The following is a 12,947-nucleotide window of genomic DNA, read 5'->3' as shown; positions in this document are numbered from 1 at the left end:
ACCTAGAACGACTCGATCGGAGCAGCACAAACGCGAAATACGTGCTAGCCCGCTATGAGCCACTTTGGATTCAATTGGAATCGATTAGCTCTAGGAAATCGCTCCCGTAACCGAGGGCCATTCAATTTTGGGTAAGCGTGGGACCCGCGGAATAAATTCAGTAATCCATCCGCAGATTACACAGCTTTCGCAGATAAGAGTAAACGAGTTATCGAGGCCCATGGAGCGTTGCGCCTCACGCGGTTGGCCGTTCTGCATTCCGCAAATCTGTGGAATCTGCGAAATCTGTGGACGTATTTGTTCTCGTGGCGATAGGCCATCGGCCTGCCGCTCGCCACCGTCAACGCCCCGCCGCCTTCTTCGGCTGGCACGTCGGACAAAAGAACGTTGAACGTTGCGCTTGCACGATGCGCACGATCGCGCCGCGGCACTTGGGGCACGGTTTGTCCGCCCGATCGTAAACCCGGTGATGGTTTTGATAGCCTCCCTGCTCATTGAGCGCGTTGCGGTACGTGCCGTCGGACAGGGTCGACCCTTCGTAGCGAATCGCCGCGTTCAGCACGCTAAGCATGCTGGCGTGCAAGCGCTGCCAATCTTCGGGCCGCAAGCGAGCGCACGGCCGGGCCGGGTGGATCCCGGCCAGGTGCAACATCTCGGAAGCGTACAGGTTACCGATCCCGGCCACGGCTCGCTGATCGAGCAGAGCCACTTTGATCGGGCGGCGGCTTTTGGCCAGGTTCTCGCGCATTTGATCGACCGAGATCGTCAGAGCGTCGGGCCCCAACCGCTCGGGCCCGTACAGCTTTTCCAAGCCCTGTTCATCGAGCGCGCGAACCAACCCCAGCCCTCGCTGGTCCCAGTACAAAAGCTCCTGTCGCTTGCCGCGGCGATTCTCCAGATGAATACGCAGCCGCAAGTGGTCGCGCGAGGGAGGATCCGCCAAGAGCACAAGCCCCGTCATGCGCGGCTCGAACACCAGCGCGATTCCGTCGTCCAGCCGCACCACCACACGCTTGCCGAGCCGGTCAACAGCCATGACTTTCTTGTCAAGGACGCGGCGATCGAATTTCCCGCCGGCAGGGGTGAACTGAATGGGGCGTGCGCGCAGCCGGCAGCGTTCGACCGCCACGATCTTTCCGCCGACGATCGACGCGATCCCGCGACGCATGGTTTCGACTTCGGGCAATTCAGGCATGATGCCGATGCGTAGCGCTGAAGGATTATGGAGGGTACGAAACAAGGGAGAGCAATTGTAGCGCTGCCGGTGGCTGCCGAACAAGGATCACGGTTGCCTCATTAGCCGGGTCAGGGCGCGCGCAGCCACCCTTGACCCCTCGCGGCAGGCGGCTGACAATCGACGTTTCGGCGGTGGCCGCGGCCCCGCCAAAGAGCCTATCCAAATACCCGGCCCTCACCCTGCCCTCTCCCGGCGGGAGAGGGTTCTCGGATAGCCGGTAATGACAATGCTCGCGTAAAACTTCCAAGGATTCCGCATGCCCGCTTCCACTCCAGCCGCCGGTCGATCGGCCAGCGGTCCGGCCAGTTCCCATGTGCCCGACGCAGCGGGACGATTCGGAGCGTTCGGTGGCCGCTTCGTGCCCGAGACACTCATGCGGGCCTTGGAAGAGCTTGTCGCGGCGTATGAGGAAGCGAAGCGGGACGCCAAGTTTCAGGCCGAGCTGGCCGACTTGTTCAAGAATTACGTCGGTCGCCCCTCGCCGCTGTATCACGCGGCCCGGCTCAGCGAGCAGTGCGGCGGCGCGCAGATTTATCTCAAGCGCGAAGACCTGAATCACACCGGCGCGCACAAGATCAACAACACGCTGGGCCAGGCCCTGCTCACCATTCGCATGGGCAAAAAGCGCGTGATCGCGGAAACCGGCGCCGGCCAGCATGGCGTCGCCACGGCCACCGCCTGCGCCCATTTCGGGCTGGATTGCGTCGTATACATGGGCGAAGAAGACATTCGCCGGCAGAAGCTGAATGTCTTCAACATGCGGATGATGGGGGCCGAGGTCCGGCCGGTCAGTAGCGGCTCGCGCACCTTGCGCGACGCGATCAATGAAGCCATGCGCGACTGGATGAGCTCGGTCGAGACGACCCACTACATCCTGGGGTCGGTCGTGGGGCCGCATCCGTTTCCCGTGATCGTGCGCGATTTCCAATCCGTGATCGGCCGCGAAACGATCGAGCAATCGCAGGCCCAACTCGGCCGCCTGCCCGACCTGGTCGTAGCGTGCGTCGGCGGAGGCAGCAATTCAGCCGGCATGTTCTATCCGTTCGTCGAGCACAAATCGGTCGAACTCCTGGGCGTCGAGGCCGGCGGCCGGTCGGTAAAACCGGGCGATCACGCGGCGCCCCTGTCGTTCGGCGCGCCGGGCGTGCTGCACGGCAGCTATAGCTACGTCATGCAGGACGAGGATGGTCAGACGAGCGACGTCCATTCGATCTCGGCAGGCCTCGATTATCCCGGCGTGGGTCCCGAGCACAGTTATTGGAAGGATTCGGGCCGCGTTCGCTACACGTTCGCGCAAGACGGCGAGGCCCTGACGGCATTCGACACGCTGGCCCGCAGCGAAGGGATCTTGCCGGCGCTCGAGAGTTCGCACGCCATTGCCAAGGCGATCGAAGAAGCGCGCCAGCGGCCGAAGGATCAGGTCGTCGTGGCGTGCTTGTCGGGACGCGGCGATAAAGACGCTTTCGAGATCGCGCGCTTGCGCGGCGAATCGATCGCGTGAGACAGCTATAAGGAATTCCGCGTGGCACGGACAACCTGTTGTCCGTGCGGCACAGCCGCCAACTTGGTTTTACTGGCCGGAGAATCAATGTCCGCGATTGACGATCTATTTCGCCAGCTTCGCACAGAAAAGCGCAAGGCGTTCATGCCCTTCGTGACCGCCGGCGATCCGGACCTGGAATTCACGACCCAGGCCTTGGCCGAAATGATGCGGCGTGGCGCGAACTTGTGCGAACTGGGGATTCCCTACAGCGACCCGATCGCTGACGGCCCCGTGATCCAGGCTTCCTACACCCGCTCGCTGGATAAGAAGATCAAGCTCGCGCAAATTTTCGCGGCGGTCGGGCAGGCAAAACCGAAACTGCCGGCGCCGGTCGTCAGCATGGTCAGTTACGCCATCGTCCTGCGTCATGGCCCGGCCGCCTATGTGCGTGACGCCCGCGCGGCGGGCATGGCCGGCATGATCGTTCCCGATCTGCCCACGGATGAATCGGAAGAGCTAGCGCGCATTTGCCGGGGCGAGGATTTCAGCCTCGTCCAGCTCGTCGCCCCCACCACGCCGCGCGAGCGCGTGCTACGCATCGCCAGGACGTCGACCGGTTTCCTCTATTACGTCTCGGTGACAGGCATCACGGGCGAGCGCACCGAGCTGCCGCAAGATTTGCTGGACAACCTGCGCTGGCTGCGCGGCGAGACGGACCTTCCCGTCTGCGTCGGCTTCGGCATCAGCCAGCCCGAGCACGTCCGCATGCTTGCGCCGGTGGCCGACGGACTGATCGTCGGCTCGGCCGTGGTGCGGCGCGTGGCCGAGGCGGCAACCAGGCCGCGCGAGCAGGTTTTGCGCGAGCTGGGGGATTACGTCGCCACGCTGGTCGCGGCGCTCGGGTAAAGCAACGTTCCGATCGTAGGGTGCTCTGCGAGCACCAGACTCGCGGATTCGCGTACCACCCCCGTCCGAGCACTTGCGCGAACACACGCGTCCGGTGCGCACAGCGCACCCTACAACGCGCGTCAGCAACGGGCGCGCCGCTACGCGTTCAATTTCACCGACGGGTCGCTGGCTACGTTCACCCACACGTGGACGTGCGGAGCGCCGCGGAAATACCACACGAACGACGGGCCTTCCAAGCGCCAGCAATCCCACACGCTGTCCTTGCCGATGTCGCCGTCCTGGTAGAAGGCCAGCGAGCACTTGTCGAGCCCGCCCTGCGCCTTGAGGCATGCGATCACTTCATCGCGATCGCTCTGCCGGTACGGCTCGACCAGAACCTGCAGGACTTTTTGCAGCTCTTCGCGCTGATCGCTCGACAGCTCGGTCACCGGAATGCCCGGGAATCCACCGGCATTGCCGCGGAAGCCGACCTTGTTCTCTGCGGGCAGCTTCTGAACGAGCGCGGCTTTGCGCTGCTTCTCGTCCATCATCGCGTAAACCTTGTTGGCGGCCACGGCCTGCGGCCAGAAGACGTTGCCCGGGTGGTCCGCCTTTTCGTTAAAGCCGTCGGCGGCGTGTCCGTAGAAGATCGGTCCGCCAAAGGCCACGCTATCGGCCGAATCACCGTCGCAGCGCAGCGTCATGTGCCGGCCGGTCATGACGAACTCGAACTTGCCCGATCCCGGCGTCCCGAAAATCGCCAGGCTTTGATCTTCGCCATAGCCGCCGGCATCGTCCGAAAGCTGCTGGTAGATCCGCTTGTGCCACTCGGGCTGGATGATCCCTTCGAAGATCGAACGGATCACGGCCCTTTGATCGTCGGTATAGAAGTCGCCGTTGATCTGCTGGTCGTTGATGTTCCAATTGTTGGCGACGTGCGTCCGCAGCAGGCCGCGCTTCGGGTCCTGGTAATCCCATTCGTAGCAGACCTTCGACCGCTGCTCGGGCTTGAGCATTTCGTACAGCACCTTCACGAGCGATTCCGGCGTAGCGCCGCTCGAAACCGCCGGCGCCGCGGCCAACGCGCGATCGGGCGTCCACAAGCCAAGCGAACCGACGCTGGCGGCCGCTCCCACGGCCCCCGCGGTACGCAAAAAATCTCGGCGGTTCACCGGCGAGATGGCTTCGATGCGGTCGGCCGAGTCACAATCCGGGCACGAGTGACGATCGCGAGTCATGGCGGGCTCTCCCAATAAAAACGTTTGGGCTTACGAGGCGGGTCAAGAATTCTATTCGCGGCCGGCAGCCGCTGGTGGCTGTTCGTATTAGACACAACCGCACGGGGGCGTGCAAATTTCCACCCGGGGCACAGCGGGTTCATGGTTCACCACGCGCGTGACACAAGCTGGCGCACGTGGTATCACCCAACGATCCAACACCGCACCGGGGGGAAATGTGTCATGCGAAATCAAATTCCCGCGGCGCTTACCGCCGCCGCAATCTTCGCCACAGCGGTTACAAATTCGCCAGTATCGTCCGCCGCCGAGAATACGATCGTGCCTGCCGGGGCCAGCCTCGAGCTTCTCTACACGCGCTCGCTCCCCATTCAGGGCAGTTTGACCGAGGGACCTGCCGCGGCGCCCGATGGCAGCATCTATTTCACCGACATCCCCGAGGGGGCGGACCGTGGGCTGATCGTGCGCTACGACCCCTCGACCAAGAAAACGAGCATCTTCACCACCGACAGCGGCAAGGCGAATGGCCTCGCGTTCGACGCCCGCGGTGGCCTCGTGGCGTGCGAAGGTTCGGACGAAGGCGGGCGCCGCTTGTCGCGGTGGGATGTCAAAACGGGAGAGCGAACGACGCTGGTCGATCGCTTCGAGGGCAAACGCTTCAACGCGCCGAACGATCTGACGATCGACGAGCGCGGCCGCATCTATTTCACCGACCCGCGCTACCTGGGCAGCGAGCCGCGCGAGCTGGAGGCGCGGGCCGTTTACCGCCTCGATCCCGATGGCCACCTGGTCGAGCTGACGCGCGACGTGGAAAAGCCCAACGGCATCGCGATCAGCCCCGATCAAAAGACGCTGTACGTGGCCGACACGAATAACGGCAGCGACCGCATCTCGCCCGACGGACCGAAACCGAAAAAGGGAGCGATGAAAGTCTATGCTTTCCCGCTCGACGCAAACGGCGCGGTCGCTGGACCGCGCCGCACGATCATCGACTTTGGCGCGGAAGACGGCTGCGACGGCATGACGGTCGACGCGCGCGGCAACTTGTATCTCACGGCCCGCAGCGCTAAGCGCCCCGGCCTGTTGGTCCTCGACCCGCAAGGCAAGGAGCTGGCCTACATCGCCACCGGCCCGTCGCAGCCCGATGCAGCGCAGCCCACGGGCTTACCCAGCAATTGTGAATTCGGCACGGGCGCCGACGCGCACACGCTCTATGTCACGGTCGACAAGAGCCTGTACCGCATCACGCTCAACGCGGAGGGATATCACATCCCGTGGGCGAAATGATCCGCGATCCGCGCGGTTGGGTGCCATGGCCACGCTCGCCGTGGCCATGCAGAACGGGGGAGATATCGGGCGACATGCTCACATGAACGTGAGAGATTCCGGTAATTGACATCGAGCCCCGGAGGGGCGAATTCGTGTAGCCGTGGGCGCAAGCCCACGGAAAAACGTCGCATAAAACGCCGGGAGCCCCGACGGGGCGACATCAATTTTAGGAAGCATTCAACGTCGCCCCGTCGGGGCTTACGACGATTTTTTTGGAACCGTTACCGTGGACTCACGTCCACGGCTACACTCCTCGGCCCCTCCGGGGCCAAATCCCGCGCAAGGAAACCCGCCAACTGACGCATAGCATTGAATGCCTTGGGCTATTCTCCTCGACGCCTTTGGCGTCTAAGACGGAACAACTACCGGGAACACCTCACGCGGTCGCGTAAGCATCCCGAACAACCTACTTCGCCGCGTCGCACGCCGCGAGCGCCATGACGGCGAAGGCCGTGCCCGCGTGCGAAATGTAATGCTTGCTGTCGGCGTGCAGCGAGCGCGAGAACCAGCGGCCGCTGTCGCGCTGATGGCTCTTCAGCCAGGCCACGCCGCGGGCGACCTGCGGATCGTCGGCGGGCACGCCGGCGCGGCGCAAAATGTAAATCGTGAAGCCGGTGCCGTAGCCGTCGCTGGTCGCGGTGTCTTGCGGCGAGCCGTCGCCACGCTTCCAGTCGCCCAGCGAAGCGATGGCCCAGCCGCCGTCTTCATGCTGCAGGGCGCGCAGCTCGGCGATGCACGCTTGGCGCTGCGCCGCGGGCAGCAAGTCGGGCACATAGGTCGCGGCCCACAGCATCATCGCCTTGTGATGCAAGGTCGGCGGCGGATTCTCGCGGTAGTACGCGCGAATCTTGTCGAGCCCCGCCTTGGCCGCCGGCGTATCCGCGTAACCTTCGGGGGCGACGCCCGCGCCGATCGCGGCGAACGATACGCCAAAGTGATCGTCCGATTCCATGGGCGGCCAATCGCACTTCAGCCACGTCCACCCGCCGTCGTCGCGCTGCAGCGTCCACATCTTGTCGAGCGCCTGCCGCGTGACCGGGTGCAGCTTGCCCGTAGTTGCCGCATCGTTAAAGGCCAGCACGGTGCCGGTCGCCACGACTTCAGCGTCCCAGCGCGGCCCCTTGTCGGGCCAGCGCTCGGTGACCAACTCCTCGGCGAACTTGCGCACCGTTGAATGCGCCGGCGCATCGGCTGAGATCGCCGGCCGGGCCATCAGGAACGCGTAATTCGTGTGGCACGTCATGCACCCGCGCGACTTCTGCCAGTCGAGCGCCGCCGAGTCGAGAAACGCCGTCGCCCGCTCCAGCGAGTAGCCCGCCAACGGCTCGTCCGGCGTGTTGGCGGTGGGAGCGACAACGTTTTCGAGCGTCACCGGCTCGGCCGCGCCGGTGATCGACGTGATCGTTGCCAAGGCCAGGGCCGCAAAAGTCAGTGCCAGAGCAGAAAGCGTGCGAAGGAAGGTCATCGAAACCTCCGATGGCGTTTGGGAATGTTCGGAAGGCGGGAACCGCAGGCAGGTTGGCCCAAAGCATAACGCGCGCGGCGGAGGGATGCAAAATCGCCGGCATGCCCACGCGTACCAAGCGACTATTTTTGCCGATCGTTGGAGCTTTGAGCGACGCGCACACTACCGCTTCAATCGTCTCGCGCGGCGAGCCGCGGCCAGGACGCCCATCGCGCCGATGGCCAGGAGCGCAATCGTCGACGGCTCGGGCACATTCGGAATGACCACCGGATCCAGCACGGCCACGAAACTAGCCCCGGTGCCGTGGGTCGCGTCAGCGAGGATCGTACGATTGCCCGTAACCGGATCGATGGTGTAGAGCGCGCCTGAAAATAGCGCCGCCATGAGGATGGTGCCATCGGCCTTGGTCGTGATTCCCCATGGATCAAGACCTCCCCAAATCGGGCCTGAGCCAACCGTGGCACTCGAAATGATCGTGCGATTGCCGGTCGCTGGATCGACGCTAAATATCGCCTGCGTGTCGTCCGCGATTAAGTTGCCAGCCGCACCCAGCACCACGTCGTTAGGCAAGTCGAAGGCCGGCCCGGTCCCTACTCCGGGTCCGGAAAGCACCGTGCGATTGCCGGTGGTCAGATCAACGGACAAGAGTTGATTAGTCACGTTATTCGCCACGATCGCGCTGGTGCCCACGATTGCTGTCCCCGCCGGAATCGACAGCGCAGGCCCCGACCCAACACCACTACCTGAAATGATCGTGCGGTTTCCGGTGGCCGGATCGACATTCAAAAGCGCGTCGAGGCCTTGATCGACGGCAACAATCGAATTGCCATAACTCAGCCCGCCGATGACGGTCTGGAAGTCAGGACCGCTGCCGACCCCGGAGCCGGAAATGATGGTGCGATCGCCGGTCGTTCGATCGACCTCGATGAGACGGTTCGTCCGCTGGCCAAATCGATCAACGTGCCCGTCTCCGACCAACAGATTGCCGTCGGGAAGAACCGACACACCCTCGGGCCCGACAAAGTCCGGACCCGTGCCATGGGTGTTGTCGGAAAAGATCGTGCGGTCTCCGGTCACGGGATCAACGATCATCAATCCAAGATCGGTGCTGTTGAACTCGGTGGTGACGACGATGTCACCCGGTTGGAGCGGCGCGGCCAGAGCGGGACTAGATGCGAAGATGACAACGGCAAGTAGCCCCAAGATCAAAATAGGGGCTTTTGCGTTTCTTAGTCGACGGCCGGCACGCGATCGGCGCCGCGCTGCGGTCGCCAGCCCCGCGCCGCCGAAAGCCAGCAGCACGATTGACGACGGCTCGGGGACGTTAGGCACGACGATACAGGGAATGCCCAGACCGGTGGCAGGCCAGACGGGACCGGTCCCGAAACCGGGGCCCGATAGGATGGTACGGTCGCCCGTCGTCGGGTCGATTTGCAAGAGATTAGCGTAGCCCCCGTCTACGGCCAGGATCATGCCGTTTGGTTCTACGGCAATTTGATCACCAAAGCCGCCGAGGCTTGGCCCTGTGCCGCCCCCTCCTCCGGATACGATCGTGCGATCGCCGGTGAGCGGATCGATCCGCAAGATCTCGCCCGACGGCAACGAGGGAATCGTCGACACAAGTATGTTCCCCAATCCGTCGAATACGATTCCGGTCGGTAGGATGATCGCCGGTCCTGTGCCGACCCCACCGCCTGAGATGATTGTCTGGGTGCCTGTCGCCGGGTCGAACTTGACGATTCCACTGAACGAACTGCCGCTCGAGGAGACGATGAGATCGTTTCCGCTTGCGATGACGTCCTTGGATGCGATCGATTCGCCGCCCAGCACGTTGGTGCGATTGCCGGTCGTCGGATCGACGTACAATAGGGCGCCACCGCCGAGGACGATCTGATTGCCAAACTGCACGCTGCTGTACCAGCCGTTCGTCGGCCCTGTTCCGAGGAAGTTGAAATCAGAGATGCTCCCGCTGATGACCGTTCGGTTTCCCGTCGCGGGATCAATGCGCATCAACCCGTCACCTTCGGCAAGCAACAAGCTTCCGTCAGACGCGAACGACATAGAATACCCACCAGTGATCGCCGGACCAGTTCCGACGGTACCACCTGACAAGATGGTGCGGTTGCCGGTTGTCGGATCGACGACAACAAGGACGTCATTGGGAAGCGGCGTGCCGCCGATATTTGCGGCGACGACGATATCGCCAGGCTTGAGTGTGACCGCCTGCGCGGGATGAGCTGAGAAGATGAGGGCGGCGAAGAGCGCCGCGGGCAGATATATATTCTTTGTGTCCATTAGCTGGCCTCTTTTCTGTAGTTCCGAGTAGGACGCGCATCGAGCGCGGCGTTGGGACGACAAATATCGCCGCGAGGGAGCGCACGGAAGGCAGCCGGTGAGAATCTGCGCAAGGTCGCTACCCACGACCTGGCAAGCCCGGCTTTTAGAAAACGCTCAGTGGCGTTGCTCCGCGAAGGTGCATCCCCCGTTACACGAAACTCACCAGGAGATGCATGGAACTGCGAGTGTAATCCTTAGGGACCGGGAGTCAAGAAAACGCTGAGAAACGCAGGAAATCGGCCTCCCACCTTCTGTAGGCGGCCACCTTGCGGCCGAGACCGTAGGGTGCGCTCTTGCGCACCACGAACGAAGTTTTTGGGTCACGGTGCCCGCAGGGCACCCTACCGATTCCGAGATCGCAGGCGCCGGCTACAGACTTTGCGGTTCACCCTGCCCGCCGCCCCTGAATTTGCCTTGCGGGCGGCGAGGTTTTTAAAATGCAGTTGCCACCTGACGATCGGCCCAGCTTACAGATCGCTAGCGCTACGACGAACGGAGGGCAATCCATGGATCGGGCTAAGACGCTTTTCACATGCGCTTTTCTATTGCTCGCATGGGCGGCTCGGGGCGATGCACGAGATGCGGGTTCGATCGATGACGAAAAGCCTGTCGACAGCGATCAGGCCAAAGTGATCATTGCCGAGCGACTGGGAGTTCAGGTCACGGTGGCCGAGGCGCACCAAATCAACGCGCGTCCGCCGCTGAGGAAATATCGCGGGGGACTTTTCGTCGTCCTCGTGACCGGCCCGCTCGCCAAGGTGGCCGGTCTGCGCGTCGGTGACGCGATCGTGCTCATCGACGAATCAAACGTCCCTGACTTCAACACGGCACTGCGCGCCTTGGACCGCGCCGACGAATCGGCCGGAAAAACCAGGCTCACGATTGTGCGTCGCGGCAAAGTCGTGCAGGCCGAAATCATGGTAGGACCGGCGACGCGGCAACTGAGCGCCAACGCCTCTACGGCGACGCTTACGAGCGAGGGCAACCAGCCGTCCCTACGGCAATATCTCGAGAAATCCGCATTGCTGATCGAAGAACAGCAAGAACTCGAGCGGCTGGAACAAGCGAAAACGTATCAGGTACGGCGGCTTCCGTTGCTGGTACGGGAGCTGGATTTGTACCAGCAACAACTGCTGGCGTTGCAGGACCAGATCGCGGACGCGGGCGCGCTACGCGACGCTCTTGTCGCCCAACGGGAAACTCTCGAACTGCAAATTGAAAAGATTGAGAAAGAGATTCCAAACTTAACGGTGGAGAAAACTGCCGAACAAATCCAGGCTCATCGGGTTCGCTTGCGCGTGCTTGAGCACAGCCTCGACAAGACGATCAAAGAATTACGCCTGGCCGGCAAACATCGCGAGCAGAACTAGTGCGATCTCTCGTCGCTGCATCTCATGACGCCGTACGCGTCAAAGAATCCAGCCCAGCAACCAAAATTGTGCATCAGCTTGCGGACATCCTGTCGAGGGATTTGGCCCCGAAGGGGCCGAGTCGTGTAGCCGTGGACGCGAGTCCACGGTGACGATTCCCCAAAAAATCGTCGCAAGCCCCGCAGGGGCGACATTGGATGTCACCTGAACTAGCGCGATCTCGAACCTACGGTCGCCCAATGATGATCGCGCGGCCTTGGCCGATCGGGCCATCGACGAACGGACGGACGCCGTCGAGCGCTCGCGGGTCGCCGCTTTGGATGCGCTGCAGCACGCCCATGACGAGTGGCTTGAAAACCGGGTACAGTTCCATCCAGCGCGTCATCGCGCCCGAGGCTTGGATCCAGATCTCGTTTTCTTGAATCCGGCATTCCAACTGCCGCAGGTCGGCACCGGGGAAGATTTCCGATCCGATCATGTCGAGCGAGATCGTGTGGACAACGCCGTTTGAGCCGCGCTCGATGCGCGGGCGCACGTCCAAGAGGCGATCACGCTCGGCACGCGTGGCGGTCAGTTGTTCTGACAGTTCTTGCCGCGCGGCCGGGTCTTTCTCCGCGCGCACGGCGTTGCGCAACTGTTCGATGTGCTGATCGGCCGCCGTCAGGCGCAAGCCCGAGATCGCCGTCAGCATGTCCGCCACGTCATCGAGCGATTCGAAGCGGTCGAAGCGGGCCAGCCGCTCGTCGAGCAGTTGGCCGAAGATTTCATCAGTCGTGGTACTTGCCGCAGGAGCGCCAACCGGTGCACCAACGGCATCGGCCGGCGCGGGCGCGACTTGTGGGGTGCGCTCTGCCGAACGCTTCTTGTATTCAACTAGCGCATAGTTGGCCAGAGCCACGGTCGATGTTTGCATGTGAACGCGACCGTCGATCACGGCCACCAGCCCGCCGGTATCCCGCTGCGCGACGTTCGCGCCGATGGTGCCGTTAATGCGACTGGGAGCGTCGTCCCAGGCGGTGCGGCGCAGAGAGGCGTCGAACGACAATCGCGCCCGATCTTCGGCAAAGTTCGTCGCCTGCGGGTCGAAGCCGATCCGCAGCGATTCGATGTCCCGTCCGCCGCCTAGTAGCGCCGTGACCAGAGGGCCCAGCGCGCCATTGAGCCGACCCATGTCAATCGGCGCGGCGCCCGGCGCATTCGGATCGGCGGGCACGAGCGAATTGAGCACCTGGCCGCCCAGGTTCAGCAACCGTTCGCGCCGCTGGGCTCGTTCGTCATCGGTCAGCGGTCGCCGCAGCGGGGGACGCACGGCACCCGGAACGGGCGCGGATCGCGGCGCTGCGGCCGGAGCGGGTCGGGGCGCTGCAGGCCGCGACGGCGCAGCCGGAGGCGCCGGCAACTCCTCCTGTCCGTAAGCAGTCCACGGCGCGATCAGGCTGGCACAAACCAGCACGGTGAAAGCAATTGGCTTTTGCATGCCCTTCTCCTTGCTCGGCATCGACGGTTTCATGGCACTCCCTCGCCCCGGGCGGCTCTTCGCCATTTTAGCCTTTCTACGGTCGGCCGGCGCGCGGCGGTTCAGGCCGATAGGCTTAAACCACGC

9 protein-coding genes are annotated in these 12,947 nt (G+C 63.2%); 4 read left to right on the top strand and 5 right to left on the bottom strand.

Annotation, left to right across the window (positions count from 1 at the left end):
• Positions 1-340: 340 nt before the first annotated feature.
• The gene (gene mutM / locus VHD36_08925; GenBank protein HVU87433.1) at positions 341-1,240 is read right to left on the bottom strand and encodes a bifunctional DNA-formamidopyrimidine glycosylase/DNA-(apurinic or apyrimidinic site) lyase; all 900 of its coding nucleotides are present in this window, start codon (positions 1,238-1,240) and stop codon (positions 341-343) included.
• A 253-nt stretch (positions 1,241-1,493) separates the two neighbouring features.
• Between mutM and trpB the strand changes: the two genes are divergently transcribed.
• Together trpB and trpA are read left to right on the top strand one after the other, a co-directional pair.
• On the top strand, positions 1,494-2,738 hold the full coding sequence (gene trpB, locus VHD36_08920; GenBank protein ID HVU87432.1) for a tryptophan synthase subunit beta: 1,245 nt from the start codon (positions 1,494-1,496) through the stop codon (positions 2,736-2,738).
• Between the two features lie 87 nt (positions 2,739-2,825).
• Positions 2,826-3,626: a tryptophan synthase subunit alpha gene (trpA, locus tag VHD36_08915; protein ID HVU87431.1), complete on the top strand. Its 801-nt coding sequence runs from the start codon at positions 2,826-2,828 to the stop codon at positions 3,624-3,626.
• 140 nt (positions 3,627-3,766) lie between these two features.
• Here the strand turns inward: trpA and VHD36_08910 are convergent, their stop codons facing one another.
• Entirely contained in the window at positions 3,767-4,846 is a 1,080-nt protein-coding gene (locus tag VHD36_08910; protein HVU87430.1) for a DUF3500 domain-containing protein, read from the bottom strand.
• 222 nt (positions 4,847-5,068) lie between these two features.
• On the opposite strand from VHD36_08910, the gene VHD36_08905 reads away from it, so the two are divergent.
• Positions 5,069-6,130 carry an SMP-30/gluconolactonase/LRE family protein gene (locus VHD36_08905; protein HVU87429.1) on the top strand — a complete coding sequence of 354 codons (1,062 nt, stop codon included), beginning with the start codon at positions 5,069-5,071 and terminating at the stop codon, positions 6,128-6,130.
• Positions 6,131-6,578: 448 nt separating this feature from the next.
• On the opposite strand, the gene VHD36_08900 is transcribed toward VHD36_08905, so the two are convergent.
• Together VHD36_08900 and VHD36_08895 are read right to left on the bottom strand one after the other, a co-directional pair.
• Positions 6,579-7,637, bottom strand: a complete 1,059-nt coding sequence (locus VHD36_08900; GenBank protein ID HVU87428.1) for a prenyltransferase/squalene oxidase repeat-containing protein — start codon at positions 7,635-7,637, stop codon at positions 6,579-6,581.
• Positions 7,638-7,799: 162 nt separating this feature from the next.
• Complete coding sequence (locus VHD36_08895) at positions 7,800-9,932, bottom strand: PEP-CTERM sorting domain-containing protein (protein ID HVU87427.1); 2,133 nt, start codon at positions 9,930-9,932, stop codon at positions 7,800-7,802.
• 548 nt (positions 9,933-10,480) lie between these two features.
• Between VHD36_08895 and VHD36_08890 the strand changes: the two genes are divergently transcribed.
• Positions 10,481-11,344: a hypothetical protein gene (locus tag VHD36_08890; GenBank protein HVU87426.1), complete on the top strand. Its 864-nt coding sequence runs from the start codon at positions 10,481-10,483 to the stop codon at positions 11,342-11,344.
• 226 nt (positions 11,345-11,570) lie between these two features.
• On the opposite strand, the gene VHD36_08885 is transcribed toward VHD36_08890, so the two are convergent.
• Positions 11,571-12,821: a hypothetical protein gene (locus VHD36_08885; protein HVU87425.1), complete on the bottom strand. Its 1,251-nt coding sequence runs from the start codon at positions 12,819-12,821 to the stop codon at positions 11,571-11,573.
• Positions 12,822-12,947: the final 126 nt, after the last annotated feature.

Source organism: Pirellulales bacterium (assembly GCA_035546535.1).
Classification (GTDB): domain Bacteria; phylum Planctomycetota; class Planctomycetia; order Pirellulales; family JACPPG01; genus JACPPG01.
This window is presented reverse-complemented; position numbering and strand designations above follow the sequence as displayed.